Consider the following 16,667-nt stretch of genomic DNA (forward strand, 5'->3'; position numbering starts at 1 on the left):
GTTCGGCGGTTCAGGGCGTCCGCAGCGGCCGGAACGCGGCGCGTACCTCGGCGGAGAAGAGTTCGGGCTCCTCCCAGGCCGCGAAGTGGCCGCCACGGTCGACCTCGTTGAAGTACGCGACGCCGGGGTAGACGGTTTCGACCCAGCTACGTGGGGCAGCCCAGATCTCGCCGGGGAACGCCGTGAAGGCGACCGGGACAGCGACCGGTGGCGGCGGCTGGCCGGCCGCGTCGGCGGCCGCCTGGAATCGTCCGAACTCCCAGTACCACCGGGCGGAGGAGGCACCGGTGCCGGTGAGCCAGTAGAGGGTGATGTTGTCGACGACGGAGTCCCGGGTGAGCCCGCCCACCGGCTCGCCGTCGACGAACGCGCGGGAGATCTTGTAGTAGCTGTCCGTGTCGTGGTCCAGCATCCACGCCGCCAGCCCGACTGGTGAATCGAGCAGCGAGTAGCCGATCGTCTGCGGTCGGGTGGACTGTTCCAGGAAGTAGCCGAAACCGTCAGTGGTGAACGTGGTGAGCGCGGCGTGCGCCATGCGTTCCTGTTCGGACTTCGCCGGCAGTTGATCCTTGAGACCGATCGCCGCGGCGAGCAGGTTGACGTGGATGCCGACCAGCCCGTCGGGTGCCTGGCGGCCCATCGCGTCTGTGACCGAGGCGCCCACGTCGCCGCCCTGCGCGACGTAGCGGGAGTAGCCGAGCCGGTCCATCAGCTGTGCCCACGCGCCTGCCATCCGGGCGGAGTCCCACCCGGGCACCGTCGGCTCACCGGAGAGGCCGTAGCCGGGCAGCGACGGCAGCACCAGGTGGAAGGCGTCCTCGGCCCGCCCGCCGTGCGCCGTCGGGTCGGTGAGTGGGCCGACCACCCCGAGTAGCTCGACGACCGAGCCTGGCCAGCCATGCGTCATGATCAGGGGCAGCGCGTCCTCGTGCCGGGACCGCACGTGGATGAAGTGAATCTCGACGCCGTCGATCTCGGTCGTGTACTGCGGCAGCGCGTTCAACCTGGCCTCACCTGCGCGCCAGTCGTGCTCGGTGGCCCAGTAACGGGCCAACTCCTGGATCGTCGTCAGCTGCACGCCCTGAGAGCGGTCGGCGACCAGCTCTCTCGTGGGCCAGCGGGTGGCCGTGATCCGGCGACGCAGGTCCGTGAGTGACTCTTCCGGGGTGTCGAGCTGGAAGGGTCGGACTCCGTTGTCGTGGGGCATGCTCACCACCTGTCGGGTCGGATCGAGCGGCACCGGCCGCGGCCGGTGCCCGTACGCGCTCATCCTCACATCGGCGTGACGACGTTGGGACCGGAACAGGATTTGTGGACGGCGCGCCCCCTCTGCCCGAACCCGGTGGGAGGCGGCGCCGGCACTTCAGCTACCGACGGGTGCCGGGTGCCGGGCGACCAGGCCGACGGCGGGGTCGTAGCGGACCGGGACGGGATCGCTGATTTCCCCGACGAACTCGCCGTCGGCGTGCTCGACGAAGCCGATGAGGGACCAGCCGTCGCCGTCGGGGACCAGGCGGGGTGCGTACAGGTGCGGTTGGGTGATCGGCCGGGCGGCGGCGATGTCCCAGGGTCCGCGCACGGTGGGCCCGGTGGCGACCCAGAGCCGCGACTCGGGTTCCCGGCCGGCGGCGAAGGTGTTGGTGCAGAACAGCAGCAGCGGCTGCCCGTCGACGACGGCGACCTGCGGCACCTCCAGGTGACCGAAGCCGGCCGGGGTGGACAGCGGTGGTTGGACCGTCCAGTTCACCAGGTCCGGGGAGGTCGCGTGGCCGACGACGCCGCGCGCGTCGCCCGGTCCCTGGTTGGTGCGGGCGGTGATCAGCATGTGCCAACCGTCGCCGTCGGGGTCCGGGAAGACCCACGGGTCGCGCCAGGCCTGCTCGTACCACACCTCACGGTCGAGCAGCTCGTACCAGGTCGGGTCGGCCTCCAGTAGCGGTGTGTCGCCGTGCCGGTGCCAGCTGACCAGGTCGTCGGAGACGGCCAGGCCGATGCGCTGGACCAGGCCGTCCTCGGCCCGGCCGACCCCGGTGTAGAAGAGGTACCACCGCTGGTCCGGGCCGCGGACCGTGCAGCCGGTCCAGGTCGCCAGGTCGTCCCAGGCGGGTCCGTCGGCGGGTACGAGGGCGTCGGCGCGCAGCTGCCAGGAGCGCAGGTCGGTGGAGACCGCGTGGCCGATCGAGGCGCGCCGGTGGCGGCGGTGCGGGTCGAGCAGGGCCCGGGAGGCGCGCAGGAAGAACGCGTGCCAGTTGTCGTCGTCGTCCTGGGCGTACCAGCTGTCCCACACCCAGTGGTCGGGCAGTCGAAGCATGGCCGGCAACGTACCAGTGAATCGGTTTAGCGACTACCGCGGGTGCGGCCTGTGCAGTCAGCGGGACGGGTTGGGCTCAGGCGGCGGGCGTGGCCACGGACCGCCGCCGCCGTAGCGGCATCGGGACGAACGACGCGCCGCCGTCACCGCCGTCGAGCAGCACCTCCACCGCACGGCGGCCCATCTGTTCGTGTGGCAGCGCCGCCGTGGACAGCCCCGGCCGCAGCCACGCGGCGATCGGGTCGTCGTCGAAGGAGATCACCGAAAGGTCGCCGGGAATGCTCAGGCCGGCCTCGCCGAGCGCCTGGTACGCGCCGAAGGCGAGCCGGTCGTTCATGCAGATCACCGCGGTGGGGCGGGTCGGGCGGTCCAGCAGCGTACGCATGGCCGCGTAGCCGTGCTCCGGCAGCCACTCCGGGCAGAAGCCCTCGGTGAGCAGTGCGACACCGGCGGCGGCGAGGGTGCTCCGGATGCCGCGTAGCCGGGCATCGGCGGCCAGCGAGATCTCCGGGTCGAGTTCCTTCTGCCGGTTGCGGCCGATCAGGGCGATCCGGTCCCGGTGGCCCTGCGCGAGCAGCGTCTCGGCGACCATCGCGCCGGCACCCTCGTCGTCGGGCAGCACGCAGGGCAACGGCTCCGGACTGGTCGCGTTGAGCAGCACCACCGAGCCGCCGAGGATGGCCGGCGGCACCGCCAGCCGGCGGGTCGCCATGGCCGCGTAGATCACGCCGTCGACCTGGCGGTCGAGGATGGCCTCGATGGCGTACCGCTCGAACGTCGCGTCGCCCTGCGTCTCGGTGATCAGCAGGACGTGGTCGCGCTCGCGGGCGGCGTCCAGCGCGCCGCGGATGAGGCCACCGGCGAAGCGGGTGGTGGCGACGATGTCGGAGACGAACGCGATGGTGGCGGTCTTGCGGGTCCGCAGGCTGCGGGCGGCCACGTTCGGTCGGTAGCCGAGTTCCTCCGCGGCCGCGAAGACCCGCTGGTGCGCCTCGGCGGAGAGCCGGGTGCCCTCGCGCCCGTTCAGCACCATCGACGCGGCGGTCTTGGACAGACCGGCCCGTCGCGCCACGTCGGCCAGTGTCGCTCTCTCACGGCCCATTGCGTCCTCCGATCACGGCGGTCGTCCCGACGCCGCCGTCGTCCCATCATGATGGGTCGAGTCGATTCCGTGGTCACCGGCGGTGTGTCCGGCCTGGCTGGGCGGCCGGTGAACCAGTTGTTTCCAGACCGTTGCGAACTCGTCCTTGACAGTCCCCGGCGACGCGCGCATGCTCTGCTAAATCAGTTTAGCGACGTGGTTTCGCCTCTGCGGTGGACGCCTTCGCGTCTTCCGACGTCATATTGGGTACCGCGGGCCGCGAGCCGGAGTTCGGCACGCGACGTGCGACACGTGGTGGCCGGCGGGCCGGGCTCGTGGCGGTCGCCACGGACGGCCGTCAACCGGTCCGGCGCGCGGATGAGTCAAGGAGCATGAGGTGCCGGAGTTCTCGACGAGATTCACCCGACGCCGGTTGGCACTGCTGGTGCCGCTACTGGGCGTCAGTATCGCCATCACCGGCTGTAGCGCACCGGGTTCGGAGGAGACGCCCGCAGGGGACTCCGACGCTCCGGTGAGCATCGAGCTGGGTAGCGACCCGATCACCCTGGAAATGTACGCCGAGACCGGCTTCCCGCTGGCCAAGGCCCTCGCGGACGAGTTCACGAAGCAGCACCCGAACGTCACGTTCAACGTCCGCGAGGACCAGTTCACCGTGATCACGGAGAACGCGCCCCGGGTGCTCGCCTCGGACAACGCGCCGGACGTCATCCGGCTGCCCACCATGGTCGACCTGGTCAAGGACGGGCTGCTGAAGAACCTGGACCCGTACTTCGACGCGTACGGCTGGGACAAGTTCCCCGCCTCGTCGCTGGTCCAGCTGCGCCTGTCCGACGGCGGCGCGGTGCGCGGCAGCGGCTCGCTGTACGGCATGGGCCTGGGCTACAGCGTGACCGGCGTCTTCTACAACAAGAAGCAGGCCGAGCAGGTCGGCATGACCCAGCCGCCGGCCACCATCGCCGAGTTCGAGGAACTGCTGGCCAAGGCGAAGGCGGCCAACCTGCTGCCGATCATGCAGTTCAACAAGAACACCGCCGGCATCAACTTCCCCCATCAGGCACTCCAGAACCAGTACGGCGACCCGACCGCCATCGCCGACTGGATCTTCCAGAAGCCGGGCGCGACCTTCGACACGCCGGCGGCGCTGAAGGCCACCCAGACCATCCAGAAGTGGGCCGAGGCCGGCTACTTCCCGAAGGACGCAAACGCCATCGACTACACGGCGATGATGGGCGAGTTCCAGAAGGGCAACGGCCTGTTCATGTTCAACGGCGACTGGGAGTCGGGGAACCTGGACAAGAACATGGCCGGCGAGGTCGGCTTCTTCCTCTTCCCGGGTGAGACCGCCGACGCCAAGCGGGTCGCGATGTCCGCGCCGAACACGTTCGGCGTCGGTGCCAAGGCCAAGAACCCGGACGCCGCCGCCTTCTTCCTCAACTGGGTGCACACCAACGACAAGGCCCGGGAGATCTCGGTCACCATCGGTGGTTCGCACCCGGGCGGCCCCGCCGACCTGGCCCTGCCGCCGGTGTCGGAGGGGACCGTGCTGGCTGAGACGCTCAAGGCGTCGCAGCAGCTCGGAGCGGACAACGGCGCGGTCGACTTCACCGCGAACGCCACCGGCGGCATCTTCGCCGCGGCCATCACCCCCGAGATGCAGAAGCTGATCGCCGGCCAGCAGACCCCGGAGGGGTACGTGAAGGCGGTCCAGGCCGAGTACGAGAAGGAACTGTCCCGATGACGTCTGCCCTCGGCAGCGCCTCGGCCGGGTCGGACACCGCGTCCCGACCCGGCCGGGGGGACACCCGGTCACCCGCGCGGCCCCACCGGAAGCGGTGGGGCCGCACGGTCCGGTGGTCCGGCTGGCTCTGGGTCCTGCCCGCACTGATCATGTACGGCATCTTCGTGCTGCGTCCGCTCGTGCTGACCATGCAGTACTCGCTGTACCACTGGAACGGCATCGGTGCGGCCCGCTGGGCGGGGCTGGACAACTACCTCACGGTCTTCACCGACCGGGACCTGCTGAAGATCATCTCGAACGCGTTCATTCTGATCATCTTCTTCAGCTTCATCCCGGTCCTGCTCGGCCTGCTGGTGGCCAGCCTGGTCCGGCGGATCACCACCGGGCCGGCCGGCACCATGGTCCGGACCGTGCTGTTCCTGCCCCAGGTGATCCCGCTCGTCGCGGCCGGCATCGCCTGGAGTTGGGTGCTCTCCACAAACGGCCTGGTCAACCAGGCGCTGCGGGCTGTCGGGCTGGACGGCGTCACCCGGGCCTGGCTCGGCGAGTTCAACACCGCGCTGCCGGCGGTGGGCGTGATCGGCACCTGGGTCATGCTCGGCCTCTGCACGATCCTGCTGATCACCGGAATGAGCAAGATCGACCCTTCGCTCTACGAGGCCGCCCGCATCGACGGTGCCGGCCCGGTGCGTGAGTTCTTCGCGGTCACCCTGCCCAGCCTGCGCCAGGAGATCGGGATCTGCCTGACCGTGACCATCATCGCGGCGCTGGCCAGCTTCGACATCGTCTACATCTCCACAAGCGGTGGCCCGGGGATCCAGACCACCGTGCCCGGCCTGGAGATCTATCGGCTCGCCTTCTCCCAGCGTCAGGTCGGCCTCGCCTCGGCCCTCGCGGTGGTGCTGATGGCGCTGGTGCTGGTGTGCGTACTGCCGATCCAGCGGCTGACCCGGGGAGAGAAGTGATGAACCTGACCACCCGCAGCGAGCGGCTGACCGGACGCATCTTCCTGATCGCGCTGGTCGTGGTCACCCTGCTGCCGTTCCTGAGCATGCTGTCGGCGGCCCTGCAACCACGCGGTACGGTGCCCACCGGCCTGGCCTGGCCCACCGATCCGCAGTGGGGCAACTTCGTCGACGCCTTCACCGCCGCGAACATGGGCGCCCTGCTGAAGTCGAGTGCGCTGATCGTGGCCGGAGTGGTGCCGGTCGGCGTACTCATCGCGACCATGGCCGGCTTCGGCCTCGGTCACCTGCGGGTGCCCGGTGGCCACCTCGCCTTCGGGCTGCTGCTGCTCGGCCTGACCCTGCCCTTCGAGGCGGTGGTCACCCCGCTGTACTACCAGATGCGGGACCTGGGCCTGCTCAACACCCGATGGGCGATCGTCCTGCCGTTGATCGGCCTCTACATGCCGTTCGCGGTCTTCTGGATGCGTGCCCACTTCATAAACGTGCCCCGGGAACTGTCCGAGGCGGCGCGGGTGGACGGCAGCAACACCTGGCAGCTGTTCTGGCGGGTCCACGTGCCGCTGGCCCGGCCGGCGATCGCCTCGCTGACCATTCTGTTGTTCCTGTGGACCTGGAACCAGTTCCTGCTCGCCATCGTGCTCGTCGACGATGCGACGAAGCGGACCATGGCCGGCGCTCTCGGCGCCTTCCAGGGGCAGTGGGGAACCGATCTGGTGCTGCTCTGCGCTGGCTCACTGCTCATCCTCACGCCTACCCTCATCGTGTTCCTGATCTTCCAGCGACAGTTCATCAAGGCCCTGCTTCAGGGCTCCGTGAAGGGATAGCGGGTTGAGCGACACCCAGATCCACGGTGACGTCGACGAGGGCTTCGGCCGGGTCGCCGACGTGTTTCGGGACAACTTCGCCCACCGGCAGGAGGTGGGCGCCGCGGTCGCCGTCTACCTGCGCGGCCGTAAGGTCGTCGACCTGCACGGTGGGCTGGCCGACACCCGGTCGGGGCGCCCCTGGGCCGCGGACACGCCCGCCGTCGTCTTCTCCTGCACCAAGGGGATCATGGCGATCTGCGCGTACCTGCTGGTGCAGGAGGGGCGGTTGGATCTCGACGCTCCGGTCACCCGCTACTGGCCGGAGTTCGGTCAGCACGGCAAGGCGGAGATCCCGGTCCGGTGGCTGCTCACCCACCAGGCTGGCCTGCCGGCGCTGGATCAGCCCTTCTCCCGCGAAGAGGTGCTCGCCTGGGATCCGGTGATCAAGGCGATCGAGGCACAGGCCCCACTGTGGAAGCCGGGCACGGCGCACAGCTACCATGCGATCACCTACGGCTGGCTGATCGGCGAGGTGATCCGGCGGATCACCGGTGAGCTGCCAGGTGTCTACTTCGCCCGGGCCCTCGGCGAGCCGCTCGGCCTGCGTACCTGGATCGGCCTGCCGGCCGCCGAGCGGGACGCGGTCGCCTGGATGCTGGCGCCGATCGGCGAGCCCGTCCCGGCCGGCGATCCGGTCGCCGAGCGCGGCATCACCATGGGCGGTGCCTTCGCCTTTCCGGCCGACGAGAACGGCCTGGTCAGCTTCAACGACCCAGCCATACAGGCCGCACAGATCCCGGGCGCGGGCGCGGTCAGCACGGCCGAGAGCCTGGCCCGGCTCTACGCCGCCTGCGTCTCCGAGGTGGCCGGTGCGCGGCTGCTCAGCCCCGCATCCGTCGATGACGCCGTCACGGTCCAGGTCAGCGGACAACAGGTCTACGGGCTCCCCGATGCGGGACACCGCTGGGGTACCGGTTTCCTGGTGCACTCGGAACCACGCCCGATGGTCGGCGCGCGCAGCTTCGGCCACGACGGTGCGGGCGGGCACCTGGCCTTCGGCGACGACACCCACCAGGTCGGCTTCGGTTACGTCGTCAACCAGATGGGCGGCTTCGACGACGAGCGGGCCAACCTGCTCTCCGCAGCGCTCCGGGACTGCCTCGGGCGATAGGTGACCGACGCGGGTGGCCCCGGCGCACCCGCTCGACTGGGCCGGGGCACACCCGCGACCGGGACCGACGTACGGTGGTCGGACGTCGCCTGTCGATGCTGATCTCGCGATCCGGGCGGCGCAGGCCGGTGCCGAGGTGGTGCGCTCGCACCACGGCACAGCGGTGGCACAGTTCGCGAAGTCGGGTTGGGACTTCGCCACCACCGCCGACATCGAGGCGGAGCAGGCCATCCTCGGCGTGCTGCGGTCCGCGCGACCCGACGACGTCGTGTTGGCCGAGGAGAGCGGACGGAGCGGCTCCGTCGGGGACGGGCGCGTCTGGCTTGTCGATCCGCTCTGCGGGACGCTGAACTTCGCCGTACACACCACGCTGGTCTCGGTGAACGTGGCCCTGCGGGTCGGCACGGAGGTCGCGGTGGCGGCCGCCGTGGACCCGTTCGCGCAGGAGGTCTTCTGGACCGACGGGCTCGTCGCGGCGGCCGACACGGGTACGCACGCCGAGCTGTTGGCGTTCATCGCGGCGCAACGGGATTCGGCGTAGCACCCGGAATCGTCGCAAGCCCCGTCAGTCGAGGCAGAACTCGTTGCCCTCGGGGTCGGTCAGCACGATGAAGCCCGCCTCAAGCGGTGGTGCGGGCTCGACCCGGCGTACCTGGGTGGCGCCCAACGCGACAAGCCGATCACACTCGGACTGCAAGGCCGCCATCCGTTCCGCTCCGGTGAGCCCGGGCGCGGCCCGCACGTCGAGGTGCACCCGGTTCTTGACGGTCTTGTCCTCCGGGACCTGCTGGAAGAACAGCCGTGGACCGTGCCCCTCCGGGTCCTCGATTGCCGACCGGGTGTTGCGCTGCTCGGGCGGTACGCCGATCCGGGCGAGGAAGTCGTCCCACGCGGCCAACGGGTCGGCGCCCTCGGGCAGGTCGACTCCGGGCGGGCCGGGATGCACGTAGCCCAGCACGTCACGCCAGAACGTCGACAACGCCGTCGGGTCGTGGGCGTCGAAGGTGACCTGGATGTGGCGGCTCATCGGGTTGCTCCAATCGGTTCGCGTCCAGGCCACCACCCTGGCAGACAGGGCTGACACATTTGGCGCGACCACGGTGTCCGGCGGTACCGCTGACAGCTCAGATTCTCCTGATCGCGTCCGAAACAAGCTAGCAATGTCATCGCCATCGATGTTAGCGTTCGCACATGGCACCTCCGCACCAGGAGGGACAGACACAGCCGCGCTGATGTGATCGCCAACATTGCCGGCCCGATGTCCCCGCCTCGCGGGTTGTCGCCGGTCGCGTCAGCTGCCGCCCGCAGGCTCTTCGTCGCAACGCATCTGATGTCTGCTGCGCTCCGAGCGCTCTCTTGTGGCGCTATGACGGAATCTTGGCCGTTGACGTCACATGTCTGTAACCCCTAACGTCTGATGTCTGAGCCACGTGGTCCACCGCCCCGCCATCGTGTTCTGGAGGGATCGCCATGTCCCGTTCCCCTGTGAAATGGGCAGCGACACCGACAGTGGCAGATCACCGAGCAGGGCGAACCGGCGGTACCGAATCGCCAACCGGACGGCAGCACGAATCTGCTGTGGATCATCGGCTCGGCATGAACCCTTCGCACGTCACGTCCGACACGTGCTTCGTCACGGCCCGACCCGGCCAGGGCGAGCACGTGGGGTGACGCCTGGATATGGAGGAACGACAATGAAGAACAGGGCACTGACGAGCGTGGGGCTGACGCTGCTGCTCGGTGCGTCGGCCACCTTCGCGGCCGGCTGTGGTGACGGCACGGCCGACGGGACCGGATCGGGCGGCTCCCAGGTCATCGGGGTCGACTACCCCCGCTCCGACACGGACTTCTGGAACTCCTACATCAAGTACGTCCCGCAGTTCGCCGACGAGCTGGGTGTCGAGGTCAAGACCACCAACTCGCAGAACGACATCGCCAACCTGATCTCGAACACCCAGACCTTCATCAGTCAGGGCGTCAAGGGTGTGGTGATGGCACCGCAGGACACCGCCGCCATCGCGCCGACCCTGTCCCAACTGGACAGCAGGAAGATCCCGGTGGTCACCATCGACACCCGGCCGGACACCGGCAACGTGTTCATGGTCGTCCGTGCCGACAACCGGGCCTACGGCATCAAGGCGTGCCAGTTCCTCGGTACCAAGCTCGGCGGCAAGGGCAAGGTCGTGATGCTCCAGGGCGGCCTCGACTCGATCAACGGCCGGGACCGCACCGAGGCATTCAACGAGTGCATGCAGCAGCAGTTCCCCGAGATCACCGTCTTCGGCGAGGCCACCGACTGGAAGGCCGACGTGGCGGCGTCGAAGCTACAGACCCGGTTCGCCTCCGACCCGGACGTCAAGGGCATCTACATGCAGTCCTCCTTCGCCCTGTCCGGGACCCTCCAGATCCTCAAGCAGCGGGGTCTCCAGGTGCCGCCGAGCGACCCGAAGCACGTCTTCGTGGTCTCCAACGACGGCATCCCCGAGGAGCTGAAGAACATCGGTGAGGGTCTGATCGACGCCACCGTCAGCCAGCCGGCCGACCTCTACGCCAGGTACGGGCTGGAGTACGTGCAGGCGGCGATCGAGGGCAAGACCTTCCAACCCGGCCCGACCGAGCACGGCAGCAACATCATCCAGGTGCGCGACGGCCTGCTGGAGGACCAACTGCCGGCACCGCTGGTGACGTCGGACGGTGCGCCGATCGCGGGAGAGCCCACCCTGAAGTTCGACGACCCGTCCCTGTGGGGCAACAACCCATGAGCGTCGTCCCGCACGGGCCGACCGACGGGCTGGTCGGTGCCGACCAGCCCGTCGTGGAGGCCGTGAACATCACCAAACGGTTCGGGTCGACGGTGGCCCTGGCCGACGCGGGGATCGTGGTCCGCCGTGGCGAGACCCACGCTCTGGTGGGGCGCAACGGCGCCGGCAAGTCCACCCTGGTCAGCATCCTCACCGGGTTGCAGGCCGCCGACGACGGCGCGGTGGCCTTCGACGGGCGTCCGGCACCGCCGCTGGGCGACCGCGACGCCTGGCGCAAGCGGGTGGCCTGCGTCTACCAGAAGTCCACAATCATCGGCACGCTCACCGTCGCGGAGAACCTGTTCCTCAACCGGCACGCCCGCGGTCGGGCCGGGTTGATCCGCTGGTCGCGGCTGCGTCGGGCGGCGGAGGAGTTGCTGGCGGAGTGGTCGGTGGAGGTCGACGTACGTCAGCCCGCATCGACGCTCTCCGTCGAGCAGCGGCAGTTCGTCGAGATCGCCCGGGCGCTCTCCTTCGGTGCCCGGTTCATCATCCTCGACGAACCGACCGCCCAACTCGACGCCGCGGGCATCAACCGTCTGTTCGCCCGGATCCGGGAGCTGCGGGCGCAGGGCGTGACGTTCCTGTTCATCAGCCATCACCTTCAGGAGATCTACGAGATCTGCGACCAGGTGACGGTCTTCCGCGACGCCCGGCACATCGTCACCGCCCCGGTGGCGCAGCTGAGCCGACCGGCGTTGGTCGCCGCGATGACCGGCGAGGACGTGACCATGCCCGAGGCCGACCACCGGTCGCTGCCCGCCGACGCGCCGGTGCTGCTCGCCGTACGCGACCTGGTCACCGCCTCCGGCGCGGAGCTGTCCGTCGAGGTCCGGGCGGGCGAGGTGGTGGGCATCGCGGGCGGCGGTGGCAGCGGCAAGGTCGAGATCGCCGAGGCGATCGTCGGCCTGGCCCGGCCGGCGGGCGGGACGGTCGTCGTCGACGGGCGGGCGCTACGGCCCGGCAGCGTGCCCGACGCCCTCGACGCGGGTGTCGGGCTGGTGCCGCAGGACCGGCACCGCGAAGGGCTGGTGCCGCTGCTGTCCATCGCCGAGAACGTCACCATGACCGTGCCGGACCGGATCGGTCGGCGGGGCCTCATCTCGCCGGCCCGGCGTGACGCGCTGGCCCGGGACACCATCACCGACCTGGCGATCAAGGCGGCCGGGCCGCAGGTTCCGGTTTCCGAGCTGTCCGGCGGCAACCAGCAGAAGGTGGTGATGGGCCGGGCGCTGGCCAGCGATCCGAAGCTGCTGGTCCTGATCACCCCGACCGCCGGGGTGGACGTGCGCTCCAAGCAGACCCTGCTCGGTGTCGTCGAGGAGGTACGCCGTCGCGGTACCAGTGTGCTTGTCGTCTCCGACGAACTCGACGACCTGCGGATCTGTGATCGCGTACTGGTCATGTTCCAGGGGCGGGTCGTCCGCGAGACGGCCCACGGCTGGAGCGACAACGAGCTGGTAGCCGCCATGGAAGGGGTGGATCTCCACCATGTCTGAGACGCTCTCCACCACCGCGCGGCCGGCCGCCACGCCGCCACCGCCAACCCGGGATTCCTCGTCGCGGAGCCTGGCCATCGCCCGGCTACGTGACCTGGCGCTGGTGCCGGCGATCATCGCGGTCGCGATCGTCGGGTCCATCGTCAGCCCGGTCTTCCTCAGCACCGACAACATCATCAACGTGCTGCAGAGCATGTCGGAGATCGCCATCGTGGTCCTCGCCCAGACCATCGTGCTGATCACCGGCAAGATGGACCTGTCGCTGGAGTCCACCTTCGGTCTCGCCCCGGGCATCGCCGCCTGGCTGGTGGTGGATCCCGCGTTGACCCGGGGTCTCGGTCTCGACGTGCTGCCGGACGCCTGGTCGGTCCCGGTGGTGCTGCTCGTCGGCGCCCTCGTCGGCGCCTTCAACGGGCTGCTCATCGTCCGCTTCGGCCTCAACGGCTTCGTCGTCACGCTGGGCATGCTTATCGTCCTGCGTGGGCTGCTCACCGGCATCTCCGGTGGTCAGACCTTCTTCATGCTGCCCGAGTCGATGACCTATCTCGGCTCCGCCACCTGGGTCGGCGTGCCGGCCTCGATCTGGCTGTCACTGCTGCTGTTCGCCGCCGGGATCGTCGTTCTCGGTTACACCCGGGCGGGTCGGGCGTTGTACGCGATCGGCGGCAACGCCGACGCGGCCCGGGCGGCGGGTATCCGTACCGACCGGGTGCTCTGGCTGGCCCTCATCGTGGCCAGTGTGCTCGCGGCGCTCGCCGGTCTGCTGATCAGCGGCCGGCTGGCGGCGGTGCCGTCGGCCCAGGGCAGCGGCGCCATCTTCCAGGTCTTCGCGGCGGCGGTGATCGGTGGCGTCAGCCTCAACGGCGGCAAGGGCAGCGTCTTCGGCGCCTTCACCGGCGTCCTGCTGCTGTTCATGATCATTAACGTGTTGACCCTGGCCGGGGTGCCCGCGCAGTGGACGAACTTCCTCAACGGCACCGTCATCCTGGTGGCCCTGGTGGTCTCCCGCATCACCGGAGGCAAGGCGCAGACGTGAGGCGGCCCGCCCGTCGGTCGGACCCATCGCGAGGCAGGCAACCAGGCCCACCTGCTCGACCCTCAGGAGTTACTGGTGAGTGAGCGCATCTCGTCCGTAGAAACCATCGACGTACGGTTCCCCACGTCCCGGCATCGCGACGGGTCGGACGCGATGAACCCGTTCCCCGACTACTCGGCCGCGTACGTCATCGTGCGGACATCGGCCGGTGCCGAGGGACACGGGCTGGTCTTCACCGTGGGCCGGGGCACCGACCTCCAGGTCGCGGCGGTGCAGGCACTCGCCCCGATGGTGGTCGGCCAGCCGGTCGACGAGTTGGTCGCCGATCCGGGGGCGCTGGCCCGCCGGCTCGTCGGCGACAGCCAGATCCGCTGGCTCGGGCCGGAGAAGGGGGTCGTGCACATGGCCGCCGGTGGCCTCGTCAACGCGGTGTGGGACCTCGCGGCCCGGCGGGCGGAGAAGCCGTTGTGGAAGCTGCTCGCCGACCTCACCCCGGAGCAGTTGGTCGCCCAGGTCGACTTCCGTTACCTGCGCGACGCCCTCACCGAGGACGAGGCGGTGGCGTTGCTGCGGGCCGCCGAGGGCGGGCGGGCCGAGCGCGAGCGGCGGCTACGGGCCGAGGGCTATCCGGCGTACACCACCACCCCCGGCTGGCTGGGCTACGACGACGAGAAACTGGCCCGGCTCTGCCGGGAGGCGGTCGAGGCCGGCTACCGACTGATCAAGCTCAAGGTGGGCGGGAACCTGACCGACGACGTACGCCGGATGGGCATCGCCCGACGGGCCGTCGGGCCGGACGTCCGGATCGCGGTCGACGCGAACCAGATCTGGGGCGTGCCCGAGGCGATCCGCTGGATGCGGGAGCTGGCCGAGTTCGACCCGTACTGGATCGAGGAGCCGACCTCGCCGGACGACGTGCTCGGGCACGGCGCCGTACGCAAGGCGCTCGCCCCGGTCAAGGTGGCCACCGGCGAGCACGTGCACAACGCGGTCATGTTCAAGCAGTTGCTCCAGGCTGACGCCGTCGACGTGGTGCAGATCGACGCCTGCCGCGTCGCCGGAGTCAACGAGAACCTGGCGATCCTGTTGCTCGCCGCGAAGTTCGGGGTGCCGGTCTGCCCGCACGCCGGGGGAGTGGGGCTGTGTGAGCTGGTGCAGCATCTGGCCATGTTCGACTTCGTCGCGATCAGCGGCAGCACCGAGGGGCGGGCCATCGAGTACGTCGATCACCTGCACGAGCACTTCGTCGACCCGGTACGCGTCAGCGGCGGACGATACCTCGCCCCCGACGCGCCCGGCATGAGCGCCCGGATCCTGCCCGACTCGTTGGCGCAGTACCGCTTCCCGGGCGGCCCGGCGTGGGCGGACGCGCCGGTGATGGCGGGAGTGCCGACGGCATGATCACTATTTGGGTCGGGGTGCGCGGCACCGTGCTGGGCTGTCGCTGCCATCCCGATGAGGCTGCCGAGTTCCTCGGCTACGCCGCCGTTCGGCGTGGATCGTCTGATGTCTGTCCCGGCTTGACCGGTCTGCCTGCTCCGATCCGGTTGCCCGAGGTTCCGCCGGACGCTGGCACCGGCCCGGCCGCCGCTGGCGGCGCGGGAGCGACACGAGGCCCCCGACGGTGGCGCCTAACCGTCCGCCGACTTCGCGGCGAGCACCGTACGCAGCCACGCCTCGGAGGTGTTGACATGCAGCAGGGCGCTGGCCTGTGCCAGCAACTGGTCACGCGCCCGCAGTGCGAGGTAGATCGTGTGGTGCTCCTCGATGGTCTGGTGCGCCGAGTTGCCCTCTATCAACCCGCGCCACACCCGGGCCCGCAGCGTACGACCGGAGAGCCCGTCGAGCAGCGAGGTGAGGGTCTCGTTGCCGGTGGTGGCGATGACGGTGTGGTGGAAGGCGGTGTCGAACTGGATCAGCTTCTCGGCGTCGTCGGCCGCCGCCCGCATGTCCTCCAGGATCCGGCCCAGCTCGTCGAGGTCGGCGTCGGTCATCCGCAGTGCCGCCAGGCCGGTCGCCATCGGCTCCAGCATCCGGCGTACCTCCATGACCTCCAGGAGCGTGTCGTCACGCAGCAACTCCACCGCGACGCCGAGCCCTTGCAGCAACAGCCGGGGGGCGAGGCTGGTCACGTACGTCCCGTCGCCGCGTCGCACGTCGAGCACCCGAGCCGATTCGAGCACCTTGACCGCCTCCCGGACTCCGCTGCGCGAGAGCCCCATCTGGGCGGCCAGTTGCGGCTCCGGTGGCAGCCGCGCCCCCGGGGGCAGCTCACCGCTCTGGATCATGCTCCGGATCTTCGCGATCGCGTCGTCGGTAAGTGCCATCCGCGCCCCCTTCGGACCGGTCAGCCGGACGCCGGCCTGGACCCGATGCCCGTGGCCGGCACCGGCGACCCTCACCACTATAGAGACATCGGACGTTTGCCGGCGACGCTGCTCGCTCGCCGGGTGGCTGCCGGGACCAGGATCAACCGACCTCACCGGAGGGTGTGACGTGCGACGTTACGGCATGGTGATCCGGCTCAGGCCGGAGCACCGGGAGACCTACCTGCGGCTGCACGCCGAGGTGTGGCCCGGTGTCGAGCAGACGCTGCGCGAGGGGAACATCCGCAACTTCACCATCTTTCTCCACGGCGACCTGTTGTTCGGCTACTACGAGTACGTCGGCGACGATCACGCTGCGGACCAGCGCCGGATGGCCGACGACCCGGAGACGCAGGCGTGGTGGAAGCTGACCGACCCGTGCCAGGAATCGCTCGCCGAACCCGGCTCGGGGCACTGGTGGGCCCCGATGCAGGAGATCTGGCACCTGACCGAGGAGGCGCCCTGACCCGTCCAGGCCGGAACCGGCCGTAACGCTTACCGGTGCACGGCTGCTCGTGCTCGCCGCGTCAGCGCCTGAGCGCGTCGCGACGAATCGGCACCGACCGCCGATCCGCCGGTCGCTCCGGCTACATCTGATGAATATCGTGGAGCGGAGCTCTCGCCCGGTGTGTGGTCCGGTTCGACCGGGCGGCCGATCCGGTGTCGCAGCACTGTGCCCTGGATCGTAGAACGCCTGGTGTAGCGGCATTGTCTGGCCGGTGGGCGGGCTGCGGACCGCCGACGCGAGACTTAAATCGACCGTTGCCTATCGCGCTGACCGGCGGTAACATTCGCGAAACACATCAGACGTCTGGGCCGTTCTGGGCCTGCCGGCGATCAGTGAGGCTTCGCACGGCCGGATCGGTCAC

Annotated in this window: 14 protein-coding genes and 1 pseudogene; 10 read left to right on the plus strand and 5 right to left on the minus strand. The window is 69.7% G+C overall.

The features are described 5' to 3' along the window. Positions 1–10 precede the first annotated feature (10 nt). The 3 genes from ACFY2A_RS11420 to ACFY2A_RS11430 all read right to left on the minus strand — a co-directional run bounded on the left by ACFY2A_RS11420 (position 11) and on the right by ACFY2A_RS11430 (position 3,413). The gene (locus tag ACFY2A_RS11420; RefSeq protein ID WP_387170816.1) at positions 11–1,207 is read right to left on the minus strand and encodes an epoxide hydrolase family protein; all 1,197 of its coding nucleotides are present in this window, start codon (positions 1,205–1,207) and stop codon (positions 11–13) included. A 156-nt stretch (positions 1,208–1,363) separates the two neighbouring features. Next, the gene (locus ACFY2A_RS11425; protein ID WP_387170818.1) at positions 1,364–2,311 is read right to left on the minus strand and encodes a glycosyl hydrolase family 32; all 948 of its coding nucleotides are present in this window, start codon (positions 2,309–2,311) and stop codon (positions 1,364–1,366) included. A 76-nt stretch (positions 2,312–2,387) separates the two neighbouring features. Further along, the gene (locus ACFY2A_RS11430) at positions 2,388–3,413 is read right to left on the minus strand and encodes a LacI family DNA-binding transcriptional regulator (protein ID WP_363920330.1); all 1,026 of its coding nucleotides are present in this window, start codon (positions 3,411–3,413) and stop codon (positions 2,388–2,390) included. Between the two features lie 376 nt (positions 3,414–3,789). Here ACFY2A_RS11430 and ACFY2A_RS11435 point away from each other — a divergent pair, with 376 nt between their 5' ends. From ACFY2A_RS11435 to ACFY2A_RS11455, 5 genes and pseudogenes are all read left to right on the plus strand, one after another. After that, positions 3,790–5,151: an ABC transporter substrate-binding protein gene (locus tag ACFY2A_RS11435; protein WP_387170821.1), complete on the plus strand. Its 1,362-nt coding sequence runs from the start codon at positions 3,790–3,792 to the stop codon at positions 5,149–5,151. After that, positions 5,148–6,116, plus strand: coding sequence for a sugar ABC transporter permease (locus ACFY2A_RS11440; RefSeq protein ID WP_363920334.1), 969 nt, complete (start codon positions 5,148–5,150; stop codon positions 6,114–6,116). The genes ACFY2A_RS11435 and ACFY2A_RS11440 overlap by 4 nt, the downstream gene beginning before the upstream one ends. Further along, positions 6,116–6,943 (plus strand): carbohydrate ABC transporter permease, encoded by an 828-nt coding sequence (locus ACFY2A_RS11445; protein WP_210936882.1) that lies wholly within the window; start codon positions 6,116–6,118, stop codon positions 6,941–6,943. Before ACFY2A_RS11440 ends, ACFY2A_RS11445 begins: the two co-directional genes overlap by 1 nt. Positions 6,944–6,947: 4 nt before the next feature. Beyond that, positions 6,948–8,096 (plus strand): serine hydrolase domain-containing protein, encoded by a 1,149-nt coding sequence (locus ACFY2A_RS11450; protein WP_363920337.1) that lies wholly within the window; start codon positions 6,948–6,950, stop codon positions 8,094–8,096. A gap of 109 nt (positions 8,097–8,205) precedes the next feature. After that, positions 8,206–8,604: pseudogene (locus tag ACFY2A_RS11455) on the plus strand (inositol monophosphatase family protein); the annotation flags it as partial. A gap of 57 nt (positions 8,605–8,661) precedes the next feature. Here ACFY2A_RS11455 and ACFY2A_RS11460 read toward each other — a convergent pair. Continuing rightward, positions 8,662–9,123 carry a VOC family protein gene (locus ACFY2A_RS11460; RefSeq protein ID WP_387170824.1) on the minus strand — a complete coding sequence of 154 codons (462 nt, stop codon included), beginning with the start codon at positions 9,121–9,123 and terminating at the stop codon, positions 8,662–8,664. A gap of 667 nt (positions 9,124–9,790) precedes the next feature. On the opposite strand from ACFY2A_RS11460, the gene ACFY2A_RS11465 reads away from it, so the two are divergent. The 4 genes from ACFY2A_RS11465 (at position 9,791) to ACFY2A_RS11480 (ending at position 14,833) form a co-directional block, all read left to right on the plus strand. Further along, positions 9,791–10,858 (plus strand): sugar ABC transporter substrate-binding protein, encoded by a 1,068-nt coding sequence (locus ACFY2A_RS11465; RefSeq protein WP_387170826.1) that lies wholly within the window; start codon positions 9,791–9,793, stop codon positions 10,856–10,858. Continuing rightward, complete coding sequence (locus ACFY2A_RS11470) at positions 10,855–12,396, plus strand: sugar ABC transporter ATP-binding protein (RefSeq protein WP_387170828.1); 1,542 nt, start codon at positions 10,855–10,857, stop codon at positions 12,394–12,396. The genes ACFY2A_RS11465 and ACFY2A_RS11470 overlap by 4 nt, the downstream gene beginning before the upstream one ends. After that, complete coding sequence (locus ACFY2A_RS11475; protein ID WP_363920347.1) at positions 12,389–13,432, plus strand: ABC transporter permease; 1,044 nt, start codon at positions 12,389–12,391, stop codon at positions 13,430–13,432. Before ACFY2A_RS11470 ends, ACFY2A_RS11475 begins: the two co-directional genes overlap by 8 nt. Positions 13,433–13,504: 72 nt before the next feature. Continuing rightward, positions 13,505–14,833: an enolase C-terminal domain-like protein gene (locus ACFY2A_RS11480; RefSeq protein WP_363920875.1), complete on the plus strand. Its 1,329-nt coding sequence runs from the start codon at positions 13,505–13,507 to the stop codon at positions 14,831–14,833. 230 nt (positions 14,834–15,063) lie between these two features. Here ACFY2A_RS11480 and ACFY2A_RS11485 read toward each other — a convergent pair whose 3' ends face one another. Continuing rightward, positions 15,064–15,759 carry a FadR/GntR family transcriptional regulator gene (locus ACFY2A_RS11485; protein WP_387170830.1) on the minus strand — a complete coding sequence of 232 codons (696 nt, stop codon included), beginning with the start codon at positions 15,757–15,759 and terminating at the stop codon, positions 15,064–15,066. Positions 15,760–15,928: 169 nt separating this feature from the next. Here ACFY2A_RS11485 and ACFY2A_RS11490 point away from each other — a divergent pair, with 169 nt between their 5' ends. Further along, positions 15,929–16,264, plus strand: a complete 336-nt coding sequence (locus ACFY2A_RS11490) for an L-rhamnose mutarotase (protein ID WP_387170832.1) — start codon at positions 15,929–15,931, stop codon at positions 16,262–16,264. Positions 16,265–16,667 lie beyond the last annotated feature (403 nt).

The organism is Micromonospora sp. NPDC000442, from assembly GCF_042898635.1.
GTDB lineage: Bacteria > Actinomycetota > Actinomycetes > Mycobacteriales > Micromonosporaceae > Micromonospora.